Consider the following 21,756-nt stretch of genomic DNA (forward strand, 5'->3'; position numbering starts at 1 on the left):
ATTATATATTCTAGATACAGAAAAGATAGTGATTCGTATTTTCTTTGTTGTTTGTCGCGACGACAGCGCAATAATACTCAGTATATTTACTTAGTAAAATGATGATCTGCTTTTATCATTTGCTGTTTTAATTGAAAAGTTCGCAAATTTTTCAACTGCTTGTATGCTTAGTGATTGGAAGGCTATAAGCCGTTACATTAATTTTTTAGGGAGTACTATGTCAGCACACAAAAAACTTAATTATGTTGAATTTGCCGCAGCAGATTTAATCGTCACTAAGGCATTTTTTAGTGCGGTTTTTGATTGGCAGTTTATTGATTATGGCCCCGAATATACGTCATTTAGTGCTGATACAGCTGGGCTTGATGGCGGTTTTTATCAAGCACCACTTAGCTCATTAACGCAACATGGCGCAGCTTTATTAGTATTTTATAGCGAGGATATTGCGCAAACACAGGCTAAAGTAGAGCAACATGGCGGGAGTATTATAAAACCAATTTTTGATTTTCCAGGGGGCTGCCGATTCCATTTTACCGAGCCCAGTGGCAATGAATTTGCAGTGTGGTCAGAACATAATTGAACGCAAAAATAGATCATAATTTTACTAACTCAAGGAAAGAAATTGAATGACAGATTTGAGTTGCGAAGAAATTAAAGCATTTGTACCAGCAAAAGATTTTGCGCTTAGTTGTGCGTTTTATCAGCATATGGGCTTTCAAGTCGCGTGGGAAACCCCAGATATGGCGTACTTTTACCACGGAGACTGTAGTTTTTTACTGCAAAATTTTTATAATCCAGAGCACGCTAAAAATTTTATGATGCACTTATTAGTTGCAGATGTGACAGCATGGCATGATAAATTAACAAGTGCGGGGTTGGCGCAAAAATATAATATAAAAATTACTGAGCCAAGTTTGCAAGCGTGGCAAATGATTGATTTTGTTATTTATGATCCAAGTGGTGTGCTGTGGCGAATAGGGCAAAGCAGTGATGATGGCTAGCACCTTGTTAAAGCAAGTTAGTCAATGCGTGATCTGTGAATCTGAGCTGGCGCTTGGGGCACGTCCGGTGCTGCAATTTAATCCCAGTGCGCGTATTTTAATTGCAGGGCAAGCGCCAGGGCTTAAAGTACACCAAAGTGGCATTCCATTTGATGATGCCAGTGGTAAGCGGCTGCGCGAGTGGTTAGGGCTTAAGCCATGCGATTTTTATGATGCAACTAAGGTTGCTATTTTGCCGATGGGCTTTTGTTATCCAGGTAAAGGTAAGTCAGGCGATTTAGCGCCGCGTAAAGAATGCGCACCTGCATGGCGTTCCCAGCTTTTAGCGGCACTGCCCAATATTAAGTTAACCATAGTGCTGGGTAAATATGCCCAAGCGTACCATTTACCACACACAAAACATTTACCCCTCACTGAGTTAGTAAAATCATGGCGTGAGTATTGGCCAGATATTTTGCCATTGCCGCACCCGAGTCCGCGTAATAATATTTGGCTAACTAAAAACCCTTGGTTTGAGCGTGATGTGGTGCCACAGTTGGCGCAAACTATTCAAGCAATTTTGCAATGTGAGGATGATTAGTTTGATGATCAATACCCAATTTGAGCAGCATGGTTTTTTTCATGTAAAAGGTTTTTACACTGAACGTGAACTTGTGCATGAGCGCGAAGTGATCAATTGTTTTCATCAGCAATGGATCGCAGATAATCAACATTTTTATCAAACCAAGGCGGTTAATAGTGCCTATTTAACTGCAAATACCTATTTAGATGAGGCCCAGCGCTTAGTATTATTTAAGTTTATTGCCAGCCATAAGTTAATGGCTCAAGTTGATTCGATACTTGAATCAGCGGCCTTTATGAATACCCAGTTGTTTTTTAATCCGGTTAATCCTGAGCAAGAAAATTATTGGCATCGTGATATGCAATACCATTTAAGCTTGGCGGAGCAGCAAGCTGCGCTATCGGGTCCTGAAGTGATACATTGTCGGGTTGCGCTTGAGGATGAGCCAGGTATTGAGTTAGTACCAGGTACGCATCGACGTTGGGATACCCCTGATGAGCTGGCAACTCGGTTGGCTATTGATCACAACAACACCAGCGATGATTTAGCCACCGGCCATGTGATAGAAATGCAAGCAGGGGATTTATTAATTTTCTCGGCAAATATGATCCACCGTGGTTTATACGGTAAAGACCGCTTAGCGCTGGATATTCTTTTTGGTGAGCCACAGCCCCACGTACTGCATTTTGTTCAGGATATCTGTTTGCCTACTCCAGCGATGCTTTCGACATTAGAAGATGCCAGTGCCTTTGCGGTTACTTTGGCACACCAAGAATAACCGCGCTACATAGACCTGCCTAAAAACCACATGGGCCTCTGTAATAATCTCGAAAGATAAACAGGTCTGAGCTACATTTCGCTGTTACTTAACAGCGCCAGTAGTTGATCTTTAGACATTTGCCCAGCATCACCACTGCCGGCGAGTACTTTATCTGCGAGTGCTTGTTTATGTTCGTGCAATTGCAGGATTTTTTCTTCAATGGTATTTTGTGCTATCAGTCGGTACACAGTAACGGGGCGTGTTTGCCCTAGGCGATGCGCGCGATCTGATGCTTGTTGTTCAACCGCGGGATTCCACCACGGATCGAGATGCAGTACATAATCAGCTGCCGTTAAATTAAGCCCCGTGCCGCCTGCTTTTAAGCTGATCAAAAACAGTGGTGCATGACCTGCTTGAAATTTATCAACTTGTTGTTTGCGTTTGTTAGTACTCATGCTGCCGTCAAGATAACAATAATCGATGCCGCGTTTTTGTAAGCGCTTTTCAACCAGTTTTAACACATCGACAAATTGGCTGAAGATCAGCGCTTGGTGGTTGTTTTCTAGTAATTCTTCAATAATCGCTTCTGCAGTGTCGAGTTTACTCGATGGCAACTTACTATTTTCCAGTAACAACTGCGGGGCAATACAAGCGCGGCGTAATTTAGTTAATGACGCCAAGATAGTAATGTATTGGCTGTCTTCCTGATTTGCTTGTTCAAGTGCGTTTAAACGAGTTGCTTCGTACAGTGCTTGCTCTTTTTCACTTAATGCAAAGGTTAAGTTTATTTCGGTTTTTTCAGGTAACTCGGTCAATACCGTTTGTTTGGTCCGACGCAGGATAAATGGAGCAATGAGGGTTTTCAGGGTATCGGCTTGTTGTTGGTTTTTATCGGCGTTACCAAAGCGCTTTTTAAATACTGGCAGGGTATGTAAAAAGCCTGGCATTAAAAAGTTAAACAAGCTCCACAGTTCACCTAAATGGTTTTCGATTGGCGTGCCTGACAGGGCAATTTTAAATTGACCATTGAGTGCAAATGCGGCTTTAGCTCTTAAACTCAAGGGGTTTTTAATTGCCTGTGCTTCGTCAAAGACAATATTAGCAAAAGAAAATTGCGCCAGTTGTTCACCAATTAGTGGCAGTAAACCATAACTGACGATCACTAAATCGTGTTTACCAGCCGCTGCCAGAATATCAGCGCATGCAGTGGCGTTTTCAATGATTTTTACATGCAAAGCCGGCGCGAATCGCTCGGTTTCAACTTGCCAGTTATGACACACAGATTTTGGCGCAACCACTACACTGGCACCTAAACTACTGCGCATTTGTAACACGGTTAAGGTTTGTAAGGTTTTACCTAGCCCCATGTCATCGGCTAAACAAGCATTGAGTCCCCAGTTGGCCAGTTGCATTAGCCATTTAACCCCGACTACTTGATAGTCTCGTAAAATATGGACTAAATGTGCAGGTAAGGTAGGGTCGATAGTTTGCTCAAATTTAGCTAAACGCGTTTTCCAGCTGTCACCAAATGTGACATCACCTAAGTCGGCAATGCTTTGGTGTAAAGGCAATGCACGCGCGTTGGCAATCCGTAGTTCATCACTTGGGTTGTGCTTATCAATATTTTGCATCCCTTCTAAGCGATTTAATAAGTTAGTTAAACGCTGATCCAATAATAATGAATTGCCTTCCGAAAACTCTAAAATGCTGCCACGGCGCGGGGCTTTAAGCAGGGTTTGTAATTCGTATATTTGGCCGCTAGGGAGTGAGATTTTACCACTGACGCTTAACCAATCGTTATCATCATTTAAGTTAAGAGAAAGGTGCTGGCTTTTCGCAACTTTCATGCCTTGGCTCGTTTCGTCCCAACTTAATATCAGAGACTGTGCTTTTTGCGCAGCTTCAAGTAACTCAATTGCTTGGCTAATATCTTCAGGTAAATAAAACTGCTGTTGAATTTGATTATGTTGCGGTGATTGCCGATCAGCAAATAATCCGGCCATATTTTTCAGTAAATTTCTAAACGCTTTTTGCTCTGCTTTTAAATCACGTTTAATAACAATGCTGTCGGTTTGATCATCATCAGTATGTGCGAGTGTCAAAGCACCAATGCCGGGCTCAACCCAAGGGCCATCTACGCCATTTGGCATGGCATAAAAGTTAATGTTGATACCTAATTGGGTAAGAGCGATCACTGCGGCAAATTCACACAAGCCTTGGCGTACGTTGTTGATATGAGCAAACTCGGTACGCTGGCTGCTAATATGATGCTCGTTAGCCAGTACTTGTAATGCGGCATTTAGTTGTGGCAGTTTTTCTTCGGTTAAATTATTGGGTTGTTGCTCAAATAATTGCAGTAATTTGAGCTGTTTGTCATCAATGGCGAATACTTGGTAACAATTTGCGTGACTGTGGATAAGTAAAAAGTCACAGTCCGGATCGCTGATACTCGGTTGCATTACCAGGCGATAGCAATCATTGCTGTCTTGTGCAATTTCAATGACAAACTCGCCTTTGATCAGCGTAAGTGGCTGTCCATTGTGATCTTCAAGCCCTTTAAACCCTATTAATGCTTGTAATACCGCGGCCGTTGCGTGTATCTCGTGATAACCAAAACCGGCATGGTTGTTGAGCACTTGTACTAAGTTATGATCGGCGCTGGTTAATGCATCTTGATACTGGTTATAAGCAAGTTCTTGGGCGTTTACTTTACGACCTTTGGTCCATTCGCCTTTGGCATTGAGTTGCTGTACTTTGGCTTGTATGAGCGGTAAATCTAAATGGGTTAAATCCAGTTGCCATATAATTCGTTGCTGCGCAGTGGGCGTATCAATTTGGCTAATATCATTAAGCCAACGCTGCCATTGTGGGACGCGGGTAAAGTGCTGTAATAAACCAGTATTGGGTAATGGTGTGTCATCGCTAAGCCAATTAACTAAGTGCTGGCATTGCTCAGCTAACCAGTGTTGATGCGCATTAATTGCGCTATTGAGCTGTTCTAACAGTTCAGTATCACCCCTTAGATGATTTACCTGTTCGTCTGTGGCGTTTTTAATAATTGCCAGTAATAAGCAAAATAATGGCGCTAATGCATTCGGGTTACCAAGTAGATGACTTAAGCTGTTGCTTAAACGATGGTTTTGATAGTTAGCTAAATCCTCTTCCAGCAAATAATCAATCGCTTGGCTTGGGTGGCTTAATTCCCCAAGATTTTTTTGATACCATTTTCGACAGGTATTTAGTTGTTTAATATCTGCTGCGGTTGCACTGATAAATAGGCATATAGTGTAAAGTAATCCGGTGATCTCGGTCGGATAGATGCCTTTGCCAAAGTTTTTTCTAAACGCTGTTAAAGCGCTTTTATACTGTATCAAAGCAATATCAATAAACTCACCCTTGATGGCATTGGTATTTGCTTCATAAAAAGTGGCTAAAACACGGTCTTTTTTATCATCTAGCAATTCAGCAAAATTATCTTCTTGTAATAATATGGCTAAATTCTCATTCAGATAAATACGTTTTCTCAGCTCTGTTGTTGGGAGCGCTTTGGCAATCAGAGTCGGCCATGCATGCTCACTGGTGAGGTTGAAAAATTGACCGCGGATAAAGTTATCTAAGCAAAGCTGTTGCCATTGCTCAGGTAGGCATTGCCACAGTTGCTCGCTGTATGGTGATTGCGCGAGCAAATTAACAAAGCCGCTATCAAGCTCAAGTGATAAATCACCAGGGAGCGGTTTTTTCCGCTTTTGCGCGGTCAAGATCATTAAATAGCAGGTGCAGAAAGTGCACTGCTTTATCGTGGTAATAATAGCTTTTTGTAGCTTCGGTTAAGAAAGCATGCAATAAAACTGGCTGATGTTTTATCGCATTAATAGCTCCATAAGCAACTGCGCTAACTGATATACGAAAGTTTGGTCCGTAGGGGAGCTTCCAAATTAAATCTTTAGATTCGAGTTGTTTAGTGTATTTAGCGACTTCAGCTTGAGAAAATGAATAGCCATTTTTAATGTGACTATAAAGACGTTTAGTGAGCTGTTGAACAGAGTTCTCATAGCCATGCGATGAGCCACTTATTATCAGTGCAAGTAATACACACAGTTGTTTTTGGTCGTTATCAGTTGTGGCGGGCGGCAAAGTACTTAATGGCATAAAATCAATAATTAAAGTCGCTAATGATTGCAGCCAGTATAAGTTTCAGCTGGGGGAGTTACAACCAATAAAAAAGCGACCCAAAGGTCGCTTTTTTATAAAAACCTATTGCACTTTGGCAAACAGTTTTTGTAGTTGCGGCATATATTCTTTAATTAGTTTTAAATTACTTTCGCTAACAACCGGCGCACCTGTATTAGCAGCATTAGCTGAGTTACCAAGTGTGCCCATCATTGAACTAGCGCTGTTATTTTTCGAGCCGCCCATACTTTGCAAACCGCCCATTAACTGATTTACTTTATCTTTGTTTTCTGGCGATAAATTACCTTTGATGTTTTCAAGGTAAGCCATTGAGACTTCAGAACCCACAGTAATTAGTTGTTCAGGGGTGAAACCATATTTATTGGTAAGGGCTGCAAACTCTTTGTATAAATCATTATCTTTGATTGTACCAAGGGCGCCTAATGCCATTGCAGTCGAGCCCCCTTCAGAGCCACCTAACATACTACCCAAATCCATGCTTTTTAATGAATCTTGACTTTGTGACCAATCAACAACCGCGGGTAATGCTTTCATATAGCCTTGTAAATCTTTTTCTGTGATATCTGCCGCAAGGCTTGAAAAACTCATTGCTAACAAACTAAGAGATAAAATTATTTTTTTCATGTTGAGCACCTTTATTCAATTGTTAGTTGCATTAAAGACTATTAATTAGATAACCGCTATAAATTAAAGAGGGTTTTAGTCTGTTAACATCAGATGATATACTACATTTTTGCCTGATGTAGCTGAACCTCATGTTAATTATTTCAAATACCGTAACAATCGATGAATGGGAAGTCGAGCTGTCAGCTATTCGTTCACAAGGAGCGGGTGGTCAAAATGTTAATAAAGTGGCCAGTGCGATCCACCTTCGCTTTGATATTAATCGCTCAAAGTTACCAGAGTTTTATAAAGAGCGGTTGTTGGCGTTCAATGATAGTCGAATCACTAAAGAAGGTGTGATTGTTCTCAAAGCACAAAGTCATCGAACTCAAGAGCTAAACAGGGAAGATGCGTTAAAGCGACTAAAACAGCTTATTTTATCAGCCACTAAGGTTGAACGTGCTCGTCGTGCTACTAAGCCAACACGTAATTCACAGCGCAGACGCATGGATAAGAAAACCAAACATGGTAATACCAAAGCGCTGCGCGGCAGTGTTAAAGTTTAATTTATAAGTTTGGTTTAAGCACCTCAAATAACGCGTTAATATGATCGTCTCTATCATTAAGCGCAGCTATATAACGGTATTTTTCACCGCCAGCTTGTTCAAAAATCTCTCGGTTTTCACCTTCTAATTCTTCAAGTGTCTCAAGGCAATCAGCGCTAAATGCAGGGCTGATAATAGCCACGTCTTTAATCCCTTCGCTTGGTAAGCTCTCAAGGGTTGCATCTGTGTAAGGTTTTAACCACTCAGCTTTACCAAAACGGCTTTGGAAAGTGGTGATCACTTTGTCTTTGTCTAGGCCTAGCTTTTCTACCACTAAACGGGTGGTTTGTTGGCACAGGCAGTGATAGGGATCGCCATTATCTAAAAACTGTTTAGGCATACCGTGGTACGAAAACACCATTTTTTGTGGCATACCGTGTTTTTCTAAATCTTCGCTAATGCTGTTAGCGAGTGACTCTAGGTAGGTTGGGTTTTTGTGATACCCATTTATAAAGTGAAGCTCTGGCACCCAGCGCCATTTTTTTAATACATTCGCCACGGCATCAAATGTTGAGCCTGTCGTTGGGCTTGAATATTGTGGGTAAAGTGGCAACACAATAATGCGGGTTAAGCCTTTATCTCTGAGCTCTTCAAGGCCCGCTTCGATTGATGGATTACCGTAGCGCATCGCCATAACCACTTCGGTATTGGTATAGCCATGCTGTTTTAATAAGGCATTTAATTTAAGGCTTTGCTGGCGTGTAATATGGGTCAGTGGCGAGCCATTTTCAGTCCAGATATTTTTATATAGTTTAGCTGAGCGTTTTGGGCGAATACGCAAAATGATGCCATGCAGGATGATCATCCACACAATACGCGGTATTTCTACGATACGAGGATCTGACAAAAACTCACGTAAGTAAATACGCAATGCACTTGCTGTTGGGGCATCGGGGCTGCCTAAGTTGGTCAGTAAAATCCCTGTTTTTTGATTAAAACGCTGATCATGAGGGTTATCGGTAACGGCTGAAAATCGCAACACGCAATGCTCCTAAAGCAAAATAGACGGTTATGGAATATATGCTATTAATATTAATAGCTTATTGTAACGAATGAAAGGGTAAATAGGATCACTGATTTACAATGATTTGATCATGATCCTAAATGGAGTCGGTTTTTTAGCTTCTAGTTGCTGTAACTTTTCAATGGATTTAGCACTAAATATATGCCCCTTTGGTAGCAACATAATACCCGTGTGACTATGCAGTGCATGGCTAAGTACCATATTGATGGCTAGCTCTTTGGCCGTTATTATTTTCATTGAGCCTACTTTTGCTTGCTGCTTAATGCATTTAACTCGGCAAGCCTCCAAAGCTTGCACTAATTTAGGATGGTAAAAGTTACCGCTGTACATTTTTACTGTTTCGAGTGCATGTTGGTGCTTTTCTTCATCTTTTAAATTACTTTGTTCAAATGCATCCCAATAGTCACGTGCAAGCGCGAGTATCATTGCACTAAGAGGAATATCATTACCTTTTAATCCTTTAGGTAGGCCATTACCGTTATAGCGTTCGTACTGGTGATAAATGGCGTCAGACACTTCATGCAGATGAGTCGCAGGCATTAACATCAATTGTGCTGTACTTGGATGCGTATAATAACTTTTGCGTTGCTGTTCATTAAGCGCATGCACGGGTTTTTCATAAAGTGCGGGATCCATTGCTAACAGCCCTATCTGAGCTAAGTAACCAGCCATTGCCGCCATTTCTATATTTTTTGGCGGTAGCTGCAACTGTTTTGCTATTTGCGTACAGGTATTGGCAATGTTCTGCGCTTTGGTGCCATCTAAATATGGATTGGCATTAATGAAATTATAGAGCAGCTCGAAGGTTGCGCGGTGTTCATTTTTTTCATTTGTATTGGCAACTTTTAGCTGTTGTAAGACCTGTTTAATCTGTTTAGTTCGTTTCTCAACTAACTCTTCAAGTGAGTCATTTAAATCTTTTAATTGCGAGTTTTGTTTTTCTACATGGGCTTGAAGAATTATATTTTGTTTCTTTAAACGGTATTTCTCTACTGCTGACTTTATTATGCTTATTAGTTGATCATTCTGCCATGGTTTGTTGATATATGCATGAATACCGCCTTCATTTACTGCTTTCACAGTAGATTCCAAGTCAGAAAAACCAGTAAGTAGTATGCGTTGCGTGTCTGGGGCTGTCTCTCTTGCTTTTGCTAAAAACTGAGCACCATTCATTTTTGGCATGCGCATGTCGCTTATGATGACATCAAACTCTGTCTCTGCCATTTTCTTTAATGCTTCTTCACCCTCGCTACAAACTGTTGAGGTGAAATTATATTGCCTTAACAGTCTAGTAAGTGATTTTAGTACTCCTGGTTCGTCGTCTAAGCATAAGATATTTGCAGGCTTATTTGTCAACTCCGCGATTTCTTGTATTTCATGCATATTTATTGTCTATTCAAATACTTTGTCATTTTTAATCTAGTATATGTTTAAAGTATAAACAATTTTTAATTATTAAATGTTTTCAGCGTTGTGAGTGATTTTATAGAAAGTAAACATATCTTTTCAAATTTTAGTATCGTAAAACTTTCGCGAGCGCAGACAAAAGTGAGTTGTTTTTTTGCAGAAAGTATAAAACCCATCTAGTATGAGACAGATAAGACATTAATGTTAATACAAGAGAGATTGTAATGGCGATACCGATAACAATTGCAGATGATTCAGCGCTGTCACGCAAAACTATTAGAAGGGTCTTGCCAGAAGATTGGGATGTAGAGATACATGAAGCTAAAAATGGAATCGAGGCTTTAGAGGCTGTGAATAATGGTCTGGCTGAGGTGTTATTTCTAGATTTACAAATGCCGCAAATGAATGGGTATGAGGTTTTAAAGGAACTGCATGATGAGCATAAAAAAACAATCGTAATTGTAATTAGTGCTGATATTCAACCAGAGGCGCAGGCATTAGTTAATTCTTTGGGAGCGTTTAGGTTTTTGAAAAAGCCAATATCTGCCGAGGAGCTTAGTAATACATTACAAGAGGTTGGGTTGTTATGATTACTATTAGCGAAGAGGAGCGAGATGCCTTACAAGAAATAATGAATATATCTATGGGGCAAGCTGCAGATGCACTTGCTCGGCTGATCCAAACAAAGGTTGCGTTGTCGGTGCCAGCCATTGAGGCGTTGTCGCCTGCGGCATTTCAAGAAGTTCTCGATAATTTTAAAAGTAGCTGGTTTGCAAGGCAATCTTTTGTCGGAACAATTCGAGGTGAAGTGATTACTGGCATACAAAAAGATGGATGTTCAGCACTGGCTGATATAATGGATTTTGACTTACCATTAGATCAAGCGGCTACTGAGGAACTTGTATTGGAGGTTACAAATATAATCTCGGCTGCCTGTTTGCAGGGTTTTACTAGTCAACTTGAGTTATCTACTCAGTTAAATATGCCTGCCTTTTATTATCCAGATAAAGCAACACAAAATATTGAATGGTCCTCTGTGTTAATTATTGAAGTGGATTTTAAGATTGAGCATATGAAATTTGATGCTCGCGTGTTAATTGGACTCAGTGAAGGGTCTATAGAACAAGCACTCATTCCTATCCGTGCTCTCTTGGAGGAGTAATGGAAAAAGCGGAGTTTGAGCGAGTAATAAGGCAAATCCCCATAGGAGCTTGCATTATTGATGTAAACTGTGTGATTACCTTTGCTAATCCTGCATTTTCTGGCGGTTTAACTGCAAGAAATGACCACCTTATAGGTGAGAACCTGCTCACTGTGTTCTCTGAGCAAGCGCGTTTTTTAAGGCGAAAAATAGACAGTGTATTTGTACTCAAAAACTCTAGCTTCAGTTACTGGCAACAACGGCCACATGTATTTCCGATGAGAAGCACTCGACCTATTACCGGTGATGAGTCTCAAATGTATCAAAATGTTCAATTTATGCCGATTACTGCTTGTGATGGAGAAGTGAGCCATGTGTGTATTGTTGTAACAGATGTAACAGCAGAGGCTAGTTATTTTATGCAGCAAACTGATTTGAAAAATGAGTTGGAGTCTGAGCATCAGCAGCTAAAAAAACTACATCAAGAGCTTAAAATTGCACAAAGGCAAATGTTGCAATCCGAAAAAATGGCTTCTATTGGTCAGCTTGCTGCGGGGGTTGCACATGAAATTAATAATCCTATTGGTTTTGTGCGCTCAAATTTAGAAACGCTAAAAGATTACTCGCAAAAATTAATGAAGACCAATGAAACGCAAAAGAAAATCATTTTAAAGCAAGCTGAGCCTAGGTTTATTGCGTTACTTGAAGATGTTTATGAAAAAAACGGTATTGCGTTCATTAATGAAGATCTCCCAGAACTGCTTAACGAGTCTTTAGATGGCACAGAGCGAGTTCGAAAAATAGTAAGTGGATTACGTGACTTTGCAATACAAGATGATGAAAATTGGGCTGAGGTTAATTTATGTGCAGAGATTGATTCTGCCTTGGTGGTACTTGAAAACGAAATAAAATATAAAGCCAAAACATCCGTCTCACTACCTGATGAAGCTATAACTTTTTGGGCAAAACCCAGTGCAATTAGACAGTTGTTGTTTAATATTATTGTAAATGCGTTGTATGCAATGCAGCCAATGGGTTTATTGAGTATTAGTTGTGCCTATAATGAAAGTAAAGATGTGCTACTAACAATAACCGATACAGGATCTGGTATTAGCCCTGAAGATTTAGTGCGTATTTTTGATCCCTTTTTTACTACGAAAGATATAGGCCAAGGTACTGGGCTTGGACTCTCTGAAGTATACGCAACGGTTCAGGAACATCACGGTCAGGTTAATGTGAGTAGTGAATTAGGCAAAGGCAGTTGCTTTGAATTTACGTTTAAAAAGCAAAAATAAACTTTAGAGTGAAACACAAGTACTTCCTTTCAAAGGTAATACTGAGCTGGCTAAAGCTAATGTTTTTAAATGATGGAGGCGGGTAATGAAAGGCATAATTTTTAATGTGTTAGAAGACATGGTTGTAGAGCAACTAGGTATGGAGGTATGGAATGAGCTATTACAATCACATACACCTGAGGGGCGCGTTTACGTGTCGGCAAAAAATTATGACGCTGGTGAGTTATTTGCAATGGCTAATGGTGTTGCGCTGAGACTCAATATGCCATTGCAAGATGTAGTGAAGGCATTTGGTCAATTTTTATTTAAAGGACTCGCTGATAGACACCTTGATGTAGTCGAGCGCTTTACTGATTTTACGTCATTGGTTATGGGGATCCATGATGTTATTCATCTTGAAGTAAATAAGTTATATCAAGACCCATCACTGCCGACTATATCATGTCGTATTAGCCGCCCTGGTCACATCGAAATGAATTACAACTCGCCGCGTAAACTTTGCTTATGTGCAGAAGGTTTATTATTCGGTGCTGCTGAATACTTCGATCAAGCTATTAATATTACGCACGCTGTGTGTATGCACAAAGGCGCCCAGCAGTGTATTTTGCATATTGAGGTTGCTGATGAGTGAATCTAGCGATGCTTATTATGTTGCTTATCTACGCGAAAAAAAAGCAAGAAGGGAGGTCGAGCAGTTGCTTGAAGATAGCTCGCGGCAGCTATACGAAAAGAATAAGTTACTTGAGCAGCAAATAACGCAAATAAAATCACAACAGCAGTCAATGTTACAACAAGAAAAGTTGGCCACATTAGGATCGTTAGCGGCAGGCGTCGCTCATGAAGTTAATAATCCACTGGCATTTGTAATGAGTAATGTTGATACACTTTATTTGTATAGTAGAAATATGATTGATGCATTAAATCGCTCCAGTATTTCGTTATCCGAAGATAAGGAGCAACTACTTGTCATTCAAGATGATTTACCTGAATTAGTTTCAGATATTAATGAGGGGTTAATTAGAATTAGAGATATAACAAAAAACCTGTTATTTTTTGCCCGTAATGATAGCCAGCATCAGGTTGAGGTTAAATTGCAAGATGCTATAGAATTAAACTTAAAATTGCTAAAGCCATTACTTAAAGATATTAATGTAGAACTTGATTTTACGTATAACTCGTCCGTTTTATTTACACCGAACGAATTAAATCAGTTATTAGTCAATATTCTTCTTAATGCTATTCAATCGTTTATTCCCGATAGTGAACGAACAGCTCAGATCAATGTGTCAGTGAGTGAGTTAAACAATAAGACTGTTTTAAAAGTAACTGATACTGGCTGCGGAATGAGTGATGATATAAAAAACAAAGTTTATGACCCATTTTATACAACTAAGCCTGTCGGTACTGGAACCGGAATGGGTATGTCAATGGTTTTACAAGTTGTACAAAAGCATAATTGTAAAATATATATTGAGTCAGCTATTGATGTGGGGTCTACTATATTAATTGAATTCCCACCATTAGATTAACTATCTATTATCTGGCAAAGGTTGAGTCATTATTTATGTCGATTATTATACAGTTGAAAAATCCGCTAAAGAATAAAGTTTAGTCATCATTTTTTCCTTTAATGCTATTATGGTTAATTCTTCATCATTTAAATCTGAGTTTTTAGGAAGTGTAATACTAAAAACAGTGCCTTCTCCTGGTTTGCTTTGTACCGAAATTTTTCCATTATGCTGTTCTATAATAGCTCTTGAAATAGCCAGACCTAATCCAGTCCCTTTACCTATTGGTTTAGTTGTGAAAAAAGGATCAAAAATACTACTTAGCTTATCAGCTGGGATCCCACAACCATTATCACTAATTGTTATATAAGCATTGTAAGAGTCTTGTGTTGTGGTTACAGCTATCATTCCTACAGAATTACTTAGCGACTGCGCAGCATTGATAAAAATATTTAGAAATACTTGGTAAAGCTGGGTTGTACGACCTATGAGCTTTATTTCATCTGCGCAATAGTATCTTTCAATTGTTGCATTGTATTTTATTTGATTCCAAGCAACTCGTAGAGTGTTTTCTAACAAACTAGTGAGGTTGATATCATCTATTTTTGTTTGATTTGGATGAGCAAACAGTTTTAGGCTCTGAACTATTTCTTTGACTCTATTCGCACCTTCTTTCATTTCACTTAAAATATCACTGGTATCTTGTGTTAATTCATCAAATTGATAGTGTTCTAGCCGTTCGTTGATAGCGTGTGTACTTTGAAATTGCGGTTTTACTAAATCTTTAATCAAATTAGTGTGCTGCTGTATATTATGGGCTAAGTTCTGAATGTTACTGATAACGTAGCTTAATGGGTTGTTTATTTCATGAGCAACGCCTGCGGCCATTTGTCCTAATGAAGCCATTTTTTCTGAGTTGATTAACGTTTGCTCTATGTTTTGCTGCCTTTGCTGTAGACTTTTTTGTTCAAATTGTGAAATTGTATTACCGGTGAAGCTAATAAATTGCTGAAGTAAACTCACGTCTTTTTGATTAAAAGCACCTTGTTTCTCAGAAAAAACAAATAATTGATATTGTTTTTTATTTGTTGTTACTGGCGCAGTTAATAGTGAGTGTTGTTGTTGCCAAAAAAGGTCATCTATTTGCCACTTAGTGAGTTTACGTAACTCAAATATATTTTTTATGTTGGGCTGTATCGATAAAATAGCGATTAATTCAGGTAATACTTTCTCTGCATTTTCCTTTGATGCTTTTAGCATAGAGTAGGATTCAGTATTAGGATTATATTTGACTAATATTGCTGCTGAAAAAGATATTGTTCGTTGTAATATAGAGAAAAAATCTTTAAATAACTCATCAGTATTTGAGCTTGCTAATATTGCTTCTAGGCCATTTAATATTAGCGTATTAAAAGCCCCTGCTTGCTCTAGAGCTTTATTTTTCATTTCCAGTTGATGAATCCTTTCTAATAGCTGTTCATTATTTTTCATAGTATTTACCAAATATAATTAAGTTACTTTCTATTTTTATAAATATCGAAGTAGCTTACGTCGCGAAAATGAAATTCTGTTGTTAAAGGAATGTGTGCAAGTTGTAATTCTTGCATTATGTACTTATTTAATCGTCTATAAGCACCAAAAAAATAAGAACAGATCCTATTATTATGTCAGCGCTAGATACCACTAAACGAATAATCGCAGATACTTTTTGTGTTAATTGATGTTCGCACTCTTTATTTTTTTATTCTGGATGCACTTAGTTTCAATCGAAAACATTTTCAACCTTTTTTAATATTCATAAATACTGTTGGTGTCCTTGTTGAGCTTAATATCTCGTCATGTTTCTGTCCAATACGTTGCCGATGAAATATTCAGCCAGCGGCATTTAGTTAGATGTTTAAGTTACCTTAATATTCAAGTTGCAAAGTGCGCCTGTTGTTGTCTTTGGGTGTACCAATTTTAATGTCAGGCTCTACTTGTATAGCATTAATAGCCCTTCTGTCTCATTTGTCGCAATAGTAATAAAGCTGTGCTACGATTTAAATAGATTGATACTAAGTTGTTGTGTGATGTTAAAAACGTTAAAGCCAAGTGAGATAGCCCGCTACTGCGATGTACACCAAAGAACCGTTAGTCGCTGGATTGCATCCGGTGAATTAGTTGGTCATAAATTACCTGGACGGGGCAATTATCGTGTTCAAGTTTCTGATTTTATAAACTTCCTTAAGAAGCAGAACATGCCAATATCGGATAGCTTATCTTTGCAGAAACAAGTACTAATTATTGATGACGAGGTCAATGTTCGTTCAAGTATCAAGCGAACCTTAAAAAAACAAAATTTTAGTACTATTGAAGCTGCCAGTGGCTTTGAAGCAGGGCTTTTATTGCAACAAAAGAACCCTGATCTGATAACGGTTGATTTACGTATGCCTGGTATAAGTGGGTTAGAAGTTATTCGTATGATTCGTGCGCAGGAAAGATTTTCAGATGTTAAAATTCTTGTTATATCAGGGGTACACGAAGAAGAGTTAAAGAATACGATTGTAGTTGGTGCGCATGGTTATCTTTGCAAGCCGTTTACTAGCGATGAATTAATAAATATTGTTAATAAATTAGTTAATAAGTAGCCGTTGATGCAGAGGTAGCAAATAATGATAAACACTATTCTTCTGGTTGATGATGAATTGAATGTTTTACGATCGCTTAAGCGACTGTTTGTTCGATCGGGTTTTGATGTTGCAACAGCATCAAGTGCAGCAGATGCTCTTGAATATTTGAGTACTAATCGTGTAGCAGTCATAGTTACCGACTTCAGAATGCCGGTTATGGATGGCGCTGAGTTTTTACTTGAAGTGAAACAAAAATGGCCTACTACCGTTAACTTGGTACTTAGTGGCTATGCAGACTTTAAATCAGTCGTTGAATTACTCAATCAAGGTGTAGCCTTCCGTTTTTTGGAAAAGCCGTGGAGTGATGATGATTTATTAACAAATATTCATCAAGCACTGGTTGAATTTTCAAAATATCATTTTCAAAAAACACGAGACCAGATACTTTTGGGTAGTGTTTCTCCCTTGATTGAAGTTACTGATAAAGGAGTAATCGGTCGCTATAATGGTTATGCAAAAAAAGTTATCCATAATATCGAACAACTTCAAGGCAGAAATGTCTCTGAGTTATCTGCGACGTTAAAAACAGATGTTATCGATGCTTTTTTTGCAGAGGAAAGTCCAACACTGTTTCTTAATTATTTCGATGTGTCTGCAACGGGTGAAGAAAAGGAAATAATAATAGAGCGATACCTATCGGATCAATTTGCTCATCTTCTCAAGCTTTCTTTTGGGGGAGCTTGTCCGAAAAATGAACTCAGGTTTAAAAAGTCAAGCCTGATGGCTGAACATGAATTTTGTGAGTTAGTCACTTCTTTTGAGCTAAATTCTCGACCTTGTACTGTCGTTTATTTAGGGGTCTTACAATTCTCATTATTGAATAATTTACTTAATCACCATGAAATTTACAGTCTGATACACGATATAGTTAATGCGATCGAAGGTGCGCTCACTGATGAAATAAAACTATGCCACTTTAATATGGACAGGTTTGTTTTATTGATCCCAAGAATTATGAATGACACGCAGCTATTAATCTATATGGAAAAAATAATAAAAAAATTCAATGAGTTACTTTGTTTAACTCGTGCTACAACAGATTTGAATTTATACGGTGTTTATGGTTTTGTGCCAGAAGATGGTATTTCCGGGAAAGAACTTATCAATCAAATGCGTCTCAATATGGGGCATCAGATAGTTAAACAACACCGCACTATAACTAGGTTTGACCCAGATTTAGTAGCTGATTATAAAAAAGAGTTTGAGCTGAGCAGAATGCTGCTTACTGCTATTTCTGAAGAACAATTAACACTACGTTTTCAGCCTAAAATTGATTTATCGTCTCAAAAAGTTGCCGGTGCTGAGGTCTTAGTCCGATGGTATGAGCCAAAAAAATATGGCTGGGTGTCACCTGCTCAGTTTATTCCAATAGCAGAATGTGATGGCCAGATCATTGAATTGGGGCGATGGGTGATTGAAAAAAGTTGCGAAGCACTTAGCCGTTGGATGAAAGAGGGGATTGAGTCTTGCCCTCTGGCAATTAATGTATCTGGTAGGCAGCTAAAAGAAGACAAAGGTTTTGTTGATTTTGTTCTTGAATGTGTAAAAAAACATCACTTACTCTCATCACAACTTCATTTTGAATTGACTGAAACATACCTAGTTGAGGATATTGCTGGATGTCAACAGCAACTCTCAGAATTAAGATCTCATGGTTTTGAGATTTTAATTGATGATTTTGGTGTTGGCTATTCGTCACTTGCTTACTTATCTAAACTGGCGGTTGATGCACTTAAGTTAGACAAAGTACTAATTACAGATCTCGATTCATCAATTGGTATGCAGAGCCTAGTGCGTAATATTATTCGTATGGCCCATGAGCTAAAACTTAAAGTGATCGCTGAAGGTGTAGAAACGCCCTTTCAGTGTTCTAAATTAAAGACATTAGGTTGTGATTATGTGCAAGGTTTCTACTTTTCAGTACCACTTGAAGAAGATGATTTCTGCGCATTTATACAATCAACTAACAAGATAATTACTATATGACATCAGTGACCGTGGTATTGTTAGATGATGATGCGCTGTTACTGAAAGCTTTACAGCGGACAATTATTCGCACATTTCCTAACACAATAGTACTTGTTGCCAATGAATTAGATGAGTTTTGGCAATTATTACAAGACAACCCCGATGTGGATTTAGTAATTAGTGATTACTTGATGCCTCATATGAATGGTTTGGATGTGCTTGAATTATGTGTTGCTAGGTATCCGTATCCGGTAAGAGCATTACTAACTGGGGATATGACAAACACAACAATAATGCGTCAACCTAATTTAGTGCATGCGTATTTAAGTAAGCCTTTTAGCGGTGCAGACATTAGTAATTTATTAAATAATGTTGCCGAGCTAAAGAGTTTACCATTTGAAAAACATGTTCGTCGTCAGTTAGGGGCGATGATGAGTTTTCCTGTTTGTCCTATATTTCTCCAAAAGTTACAAATAGTATTGAGTAGCGATGATTATAACTTACATCAAATAACCACCATAGTCTCTCAAGAGCCTGTTATTACAGCTAAATTACTTCAAATTGCTAATTCAGCTTATCTTGGTTTTCAGCGACAAACATCTTCTATAGATGAAGCCGTATCTAGGATTGGCTCCACTATGTTATTAGCGATTGTTACTTCTTTAGCAATGTCGCAAGCAGTAGGTAATGTATTACCTACTCGTGTGCACGAAAGACAGCTTGAAATAGCGTCTAATTACGCAGGCTGTGTAAAAACATTTGCTGAGCATGCTGGGTTTAATCGAAAAAACCAAGAATTACTTTTTTCTGTCGCAATACTTAGCTTTGTCGGTAAGGTTATTTTGCTTTGCGGGGATCAAAGTCTAGCGCAAAGCTATGATGAAGGTATCAACACGGATGATTTAGCTCATTATCAAAGTGTCTCTGCTTATGTAATGAAATTGTGGGGTTATGATAGTCGAATATGTACTTTATTGATGAGCTGTAATGACTTAAATGGCATAAAAGAAGCTAAGCTTAACGAAATAAATCAGCTACTTTACATAGTCAGGAAAATTTTATTTAGTGCATGCTCAGTAGATAATTTACAAGTTTTATTAACTGATAAAAATGTTGATATTAATTTGACGCAAGCATTAGCTAGTTTTGATTGGAAAACATACCTGATTTCTTACTAGGGAGTGTTGATCTTTCATGATTCAAATTAGCTCTATCTAGGGGCGCTTCAATCGCGGCATTAGCATGATAACTTAGTAGACTAAATAAAAACTAAGTAAAGCTAGCGCATTCTGTTATCGGCTTTTCTCTAAATCCATGTAAGTAATGAAAAACCAATTTGTTCTAGGCAGAAATTTTGAGCTGCGCGTTTTTTAATTTTTTATCAATTATTTAGTGATACAACCACATTGCACAGGCACTGTATCAGCAAAAAATATACTGCTGTAAACTTAACCTCGAAAGATTTATACCAATAGTGTTAAGTTACTGACCATTTAGCTCGCTAGAATGGTTAAATATTTAAGTCGATTGGTATTACACGCTACAGATATTTTAACCTTTCGATTTTATTACTTAGCATCATTTATTGTGGTTATTAATAAGGCTTAATAAGTGATGGGATTTTTATAGTGATCTCAGGTTATTTGAAAAGGAAGTGCTCGATAATTTTTTGTAAAAAGCCAGTTAATAATTTAGCTGTGGGGTATAAGGTAAATAAAATGCTTGTATTTTGCTGCAACTCGACGCTTGTTGTGTTTGAAATTGTTTCGCCATAATTTATGTTAAGAAAAGGGTTGCTATGATCGCGACGAACTATGACTAGATTACATCTCTCCTATATTAGCAAACCAGTCTGCAATTAACAGCTACGGGCATACTATTAGTCTACACTATGGTTAATGATTATCAGGGGAAAATTGAAATTGAGACTATCGTAAGTTTAGGTACATGTGTGCGATGTATTTTTCCAGTGTTGAGTGAGCGACCTTAACTCAGGGCAAAAACCATTTAACCAGAGTTAGGTTAAGTAATAATTTGCTTTTAAATTAGCCAATTGTTGGTTAGTGTAGGTATGAATTTTATAATAACTTGAGGGTGAATAATGCTTAATGAAAAAAGTGAATTGGTTCTTAGGGATTATCTAAGTCAGCACCCTGAACTAAAAGTGGTGAGTACTGACAGCGTGATTGGTTTTATCAGTGGGTTATTGGCGTGCTCGGAATTTTATGGCGAGTCAGAAATTGCCAATTATATTGCTGATAAAAATGACCCTATTTATACCCGATTAATGACAAGCTCAGCGGAGCATGACGCAATGATCACGCTGCTGGATAATGTGACCGAGGCTCAGGTCGCGCAGCAGCATATACTGGCAAGTATTTACCCTCATGGTAAAGATGCTAAAGAGCCGAGTGAGCAACTACAACAATGGTGTGTCGGCTATTTAGCTGCTTATATGGTGAATCAAGAAGTATGGCAGCATGACTTTAACTTTTTACTCAGTGCCGATAAACAGGTCGTTGAGAATCAGGCAGATGGACAGTTATTTATTGATAACTTTGAAGCGACGCTTAATTTACTAGCCACTTTTGCGATGTGGCCAGATTCGCTCAAAGAGCATCCAGAACCAGCGGTACTTAGTGAAGGCTTTGCACTACTGTATACTGGATTAGATGAAAGTCTTACTGGCATTGCATCCATGGCATTGATGCTAGAAGATGAAAAACTGGCTTTGTGGGAAGAAGAAGGCTAGAAAACATAGTTTTAACAACCAGCATGATTTGAATAATCATGCTTTTTTTGTTTAAAATTCAATCAAAAACATGAAAAAGAAGAAAATTTAGCTAATTTTTGCATATATCGACCATTGTCGCAGTTAAATATGTTTCTTTTTATATGTGTATGTTGCTAGGATGTTCGTCAAGGCGTCATTATGTAAATGACGCTGCATTACACTAATTATAACTTTTATGAATTTACTTGTTTATTACTGCAATCGAGTAAACAGGTGAAGAGTCAACAG

Annotated in this window: 20 protein-coding genes; 14 read left to right on the forward strand and 6 right to left on the reverse strand. The window is 38.4% G+C overall.

Going from position 1 to position 21,756, the window contains the following annotated elements; genetic code table 11:
- Positions 1–217 precede the first annotated feature (217 nt).
- The 4 genes from P4S61_RS22685 to P4S61_RS22700 are packed head-to-tail and all read left to right on the forward strand — an operon-like array spanning position 218 to position 2,341.
- Positions 218–580: a VOC family protein gene (locus tag P4S61_RS22685; RefSeq protein WP_182758592.1), complete on the forward strand. Its 363-nt coding sequence runs from the start codon at positions 218–220 to the stop codon at positions 578–580.
- 46 nt (positions 581–626) lie between these two features.
- A complete protein-coding gene (locus P4S61_RS22690) occupies positions 627–1,001 on the forward strand; it encodes a VOC family protein (RefSeq protein WP_145239857.1) in 375 nt (124 codons plus the stop codon).
- On the forward strand, positions 991–1,581 hold the full coding sequence (locus P4S61_RS22695; RefSeq protein ID WP_337119269.1) for a uracil-DNA glycosylase family protein: 591 nt from the start codon (positions 991–993) through the stop codon (positions 1,579–1,581). The genes P4S61_RS22690 and P4S61_RS22695 overlap by 11 nt, the downstream gene beginning before the upstream one ends.
- Positions 1,582–1,585: 4 nt before the next feature.
- Complete coding sequence (locus tag P4S61_RS22700) at positions 1,586–2,341, forward strand: phytanoyl-CoA dioxygenase family protein (protein ID WP_337119270.1); 756 nt, start codon at positions 1,586–1,588, stop codon at positions 2,339–2,341.
- Positions 2,342–2,412: 71 nt separating this feature from the next.
- On the opposite strand, the gene P4S61_RS22705 is transcribed toward P4S61_RS22700, so the two are convergent.
- The 3 genes from P4S61_RS22705 to P4S61_RS22715 form a co-directional block, all read right to left on the reverse strand.
- Positions 2,413–6,087 carry a DEAD/DEAH box helicase gene (locus tag P4S61_RS22705; RefSeq protein ID WP_337119271.1) on the reverse strand — a complete coding sequence of 1,225 codons (3,675 nt, stop codon included), beginning with the start codon at positions 6,085–6,087 and terminating at the stop codon, positions 2,413–2,415.
- Positions 6,044–6,472, reverse strand: coding sequence for a hypothetical protein (locus P4S61_RS22710; RefSeq protein WP_337119272.1), 429 nt, complete (start codon positions 6,470–6,472; stop codon positions 6,044–6,046). The genes P4S61_RS22705 and P4S61_RS22710 overlap by 44 nt, the downstream gene beginning before the upstream one ends.
- A 105-nt stretch (positions 6,473–6,577) precedes the next feature.
- Positions 6,578–7,138, reverse strand: a complete 561-nt coding sequence (locus P4S61_RS22715) for a short-chain dehydrogenase (RefSeq protein WP_182735312.1) — start codon at positions 7,136–7,138, stop codon at positions 6,578–6,580.
- A gap of 131 nt (positions 7,139–7,269) precedes the next feature.
- Between P4S61_RS22715 and arfB the strand changes: the two genes are divergently transcribed.
- Entirely contained in the window at positions 7,270–7,683 is a 414-nt protein-coding gene (arfB, locus tag P4S61_RS22720) for an alternative ribosome rescue aminoacyl-tRNA hydrolase ArfB (RefSeq protein ID WP_145239847.1), read from the forward strand.
- Position 7,684: 1 nt separating this feature from the next.
- Here the strand turns inward: arfB and hemH are convergent, their stop codons facing one another.
- Together hemH and P4S61_RS22730 are read right to left on the reverse strand one after the other, a co-directional pair.
- The gene (gene hemH / locus P4S61_RS22725) at positions 7,685–8,704 is read right to left on the reverse strand and encodes a ferrochelatase (RefSeq protein WP_337119273.1); all 1,020 of its coding nucleotides are present in this window, start codon (positions 8,702–8,704) and stop codon (positions 7,685–7,687) included.
- Between the two features lie 96 nt (positions 8,705–8,800).
- A complete protein-coding gene (locus P4S61_RS22730) occupies positions 8,801–10,129 on the reverse strand; it encodes an HD domain-containing phosphohydrolase (protein WP_145239843.1) in 1,329 nt (442 codons plus the stop codon).
- A 248-nt stretch (positions 10,130–10,377) separates the two neighbouring features.
- Between P4S61_RS22730 and P4S61_RS22735 the strand changes: the two genes are divergently transcribed.
- The 5 genes from P4S61_RS22735 to P4S61_RS22755 all read left to right on the forward strand — a co-directional run bounded on the left by P4S61_RS22735 (position 10,378) and on the right by P4S61_RS22755 (position 14,118).
- Complete coding sequence (locus P4S61_RS22735; protein ID WP_145239841.1) at positions 10,378–10,743, forward strand: response regulator; 366 nt, start codon at positions 10,378–10,380, stop codon at positions 10,741–10,743.
- Positions 10,740–11,315 carry a chemotaxis protein CheC gene (locus P4S61_RS22740; RefSeq protein ID WP_145239839.1) on the forward strand — a complete coding sequence of 192 codons (576 nt, stop codon included), beginning with the start codon at positions 10,740–10,742 and terminating at the stop codon, positions 11,313–11,315. The genes P4S61_RS22735 and P4S61_RS22740 overlap by 4 nt, the downstream gene beginning before the upstream one ends.
- The gene (locus P4S61_RS22745; protein WP_145239837.1) at positions 11,315–12,589 is read left to right on the forward strand and encodes a sensor histidine kinase; all 1,275 of its coding nucleotides are present in this window, start codon (positions 11,315–11,317) and stop codon (positions 12,587–12,589) included. The genes P4S61_RS22740 and P4S61_RS22745 overlap by 1 nt, the downstream gene beginning before the upstream one ends.
- A gap of 85 nt (positions 12,590–12,674) precedes the next feature.
- Entirely contained in the window at positions 12,675–13,220 is a 546-nt protein-coding gene (locus P4S61_RS22750) for a heme NO-binding domain-containing protein (protein ID WP_145239835.1), read from the forward strand.
- On the forward strand, positions 13,213–14,118 hold the full coding sequence (locus P4S61_RS22755) for a sensor histidine kinase (protein WP_182732127.1): 906 nt from the start codon (positions 13,213–13,215) through the stop codon (positions 14,116–14,118). The genes P4S61_RS22750 and P4S61_RS22755 overlap by 8 nt, the downstream gene beginning before the upstream one ends.
- 45 nt (positions 14,119–14,163) lie before the next feature.
- Here P4S61_RS22755 and P4S61_RS22760 read toward each other — a convergent pair whose 3' ends face one another.
- On the reverse strand, positions 14,164–15,588 hold the full coding sequence (locus P4S61_RS22760) for an ATP-binding protein (RefSeq protein WP_337119274.1): 1,425 nt from the start codon (positions 15,586–15,588) through the stop codon (positions 14,164–14,166).
- Positions 15,589–16,166: 578 nt separating this feature from the next.
- Here P4S61_RS22760 and P4S61_RS22765 point away from each other — a divergent pair.
- The 4 genes from P4S61_RS22765 (at position 16,167) to P4S61_RS22780 (ending at position 21,486) form a co-directional block, all read left to right on the forward strand.
- On the forward strand, positions 16,167–16,724 hold the full coding sequence (locus tag P4S61_RS22765; protein WP_182758594.1) for a response regulator: 558 nt from the start codon (positions 16,167–16,169) through the stop codon (positions 16,722–16,724).
- Positions 16,725–16,748: 24 nt separating this feature from the next.
- Positions 16,749–18,752, forward strand: coding sequence for an EAL domain-containing protein (locus tag P4S61_RS22770; protein WP_182732538.1), 2,004 nt, complete (start codon positions 16,749–16,751; stop codon positions 18,750–18,752).
- Complete coding sequence (locus tag P4S61_RS22775; RefSeq protein ID WP_182758595.1) at positions 18,749–19,912, forward strand: HDOD domain-containing protein; 1,164 nt, start codon at positions 18,749–18,751, stop codon at positions 19,910–19,912. Before P4S61_RS22770 ends, P4S61_RS22775 begins: the two co-directional genes overlap by 4 nt.
- Positions 19,913–20,835: 923 nt before the next feature.
- The gene (locus tag P4S61_RS22780; protein WP_182732540.1) at positions 20,836–21,486 is read left to right on the forward strand and encodes a UPF0149 family protein; all 651 of its coding nucleotides are present in this window, start codon (positions 20,836–20,838) and stop codon (positions 21,484–21,486) included.
- Positions 21,487–21,756 lie beyond the last annotated feature (270 nt).

The sequence above is a fragment of the Pseudoalteromonas sp. B160 genome, assembly GCF_037162485.1.
GTDB classification, from domain to species: Bacteria; Pseudomonadota; Gammaproteobacteria; order Enterobacterales; family Alteromonadaceae; genus Pseudoalteromonas; species Pseudoalteromonas rhizosphaerae.

Excerpts from the sequence above, each read along its gene's own strand:
- P4S61_RS22685 (WP_182758592.1), top strand. The coding sequence starts at position 218 with ATGTCAGCACACAAAAAACTTAATTATGTTGAATTTGCCGCAGCAGAT.
- P4S61_RS22690 (WP_145239857.1), top strand. The coding sequence starts at position 627 with ATGACAGATTTGAGTTGCGAAGAAATTAAAGCATTTGTACCAGCAAAA.
- P4S61_RS22695 (WP_337119269.1), top strand. The coding sequence starts at position 991 with ATGATGGCTAGCACCTTGTTAAAGCAAGTTAGTCAATGCGTGATCTGT.
- P4S61_RS22700 (WP_337119270.1), top strand. The coding sequence starts at position 1,586 with ATGATCAATACCCAATTTGAGCAGCATGGTTTTTTTCATGTAAAAGGT.
- P4S61_RS22705 (WP_337119271.1), bottom strand. The coding sequence starts at position 6,087 with ATGATCTTGACCGCGCAAAAGCGGAAAAAACCGCTCCCTGGTGATTTA.
- P4S61_RS22710 (WP_337119272.1), bottom strand. The coding sequence starts at position 6,472 with ATGCCATTAAGTACTTTGCCGCCCGCCACAACTGATAACGACCAAAAA.
- P4S61_RS22715 (WP_182735312.1), bottom strand. The coding sequence starts at position 7,138 with ATGAAAAAAATAATTTTATCTCTTAGTTTGTTAGCAATGAGTTTTTCA.
- arfB (WP_145239847.1), top strand. The coding sequence starts at position 7,270 with ATGTTAATTATTTCAAATACCGTAACAATCGATGAATGGGAAGTCGAG.
- P4S61_RS22730 (WP_145239843.1), bottom strand. The coding sequence starts at position 10,129 with ATGCATGAAATACAAGAAATCGCGGAGTTGACAAATAAGCCTGCAAAT.
- P4S61_RS22735 (WP_145239841.1), top strand. The coding sequence starts at position 10,378 with ATGGCGATACCGATAACAATTGCAGATGATTCAGCGCTGTCACGCAAA.
- P4S61_RS22740 (WP_145239839.1), top strand. The coding sequence starts at position 10,740 with ATGATTACTATTAGCGAAGAGGAGCGAGATGCCTTACAAGAAATAATG.
- P4S61_RS22745 (WP_145239837.1), top strand. The coding sequence starts at position 11,315 with ATGGAAAAAGCGGAGTTTGAGCGAGTAATAAGGCAAATCCCCATAGGA.
- P4S61_RS22750 (WP_145239835.1), top strand. The coding sequence starts at position 12,675 with ATGAAAGGCATAATTTTTAATGTGTTAGAAGACATGGTTGTAGAGCAA.
- P4S61_RS22755 (WP_182732127.1), top strand. The coding sequence starts at position 13,213 with ATGAGTGAATCTAGCGATGCTTATTATGTTGCTTATCTACGCGAAAAA.
- P4S61_RS22760 (WP_337119274.1), bottom strand. The coding sequence starts at position 15,588 with ATGAAAAATAATGAACAGCTATTAGAAAGGATTCATCAACTGGAAATG.
- P4S61_RS22765 (WP_182758594.1), top strand. The coding sequence starts at position 16,167 with ATGTTAAAAACGTTAAAGCCAAGTGAGATAGCCCGCTACTGCGATGTA.
- P4S61_RS22770 (WP_182732538.1), top strand. The coding sequence starts at position 16,749 with ATGATAAACACTATTCTTCTGGTTGATGATGAATTGAATGTTTTACGA.
- P4S61_RS22775 (WP_182758595.1), top strand. The coding sequence starts at position 18,749 with ATGACATCAGTGACCGTGGTATTGTTAGATGATGATGCGCTGTTACTG.
- P4S61_RS22780 (WP_182732540.1), top strand. The coding sequence starts at position 20,836 with ATGCTTAATGAAAAAAGTGAATTGGTTCTTAGGGATTATCTAAGTCAG.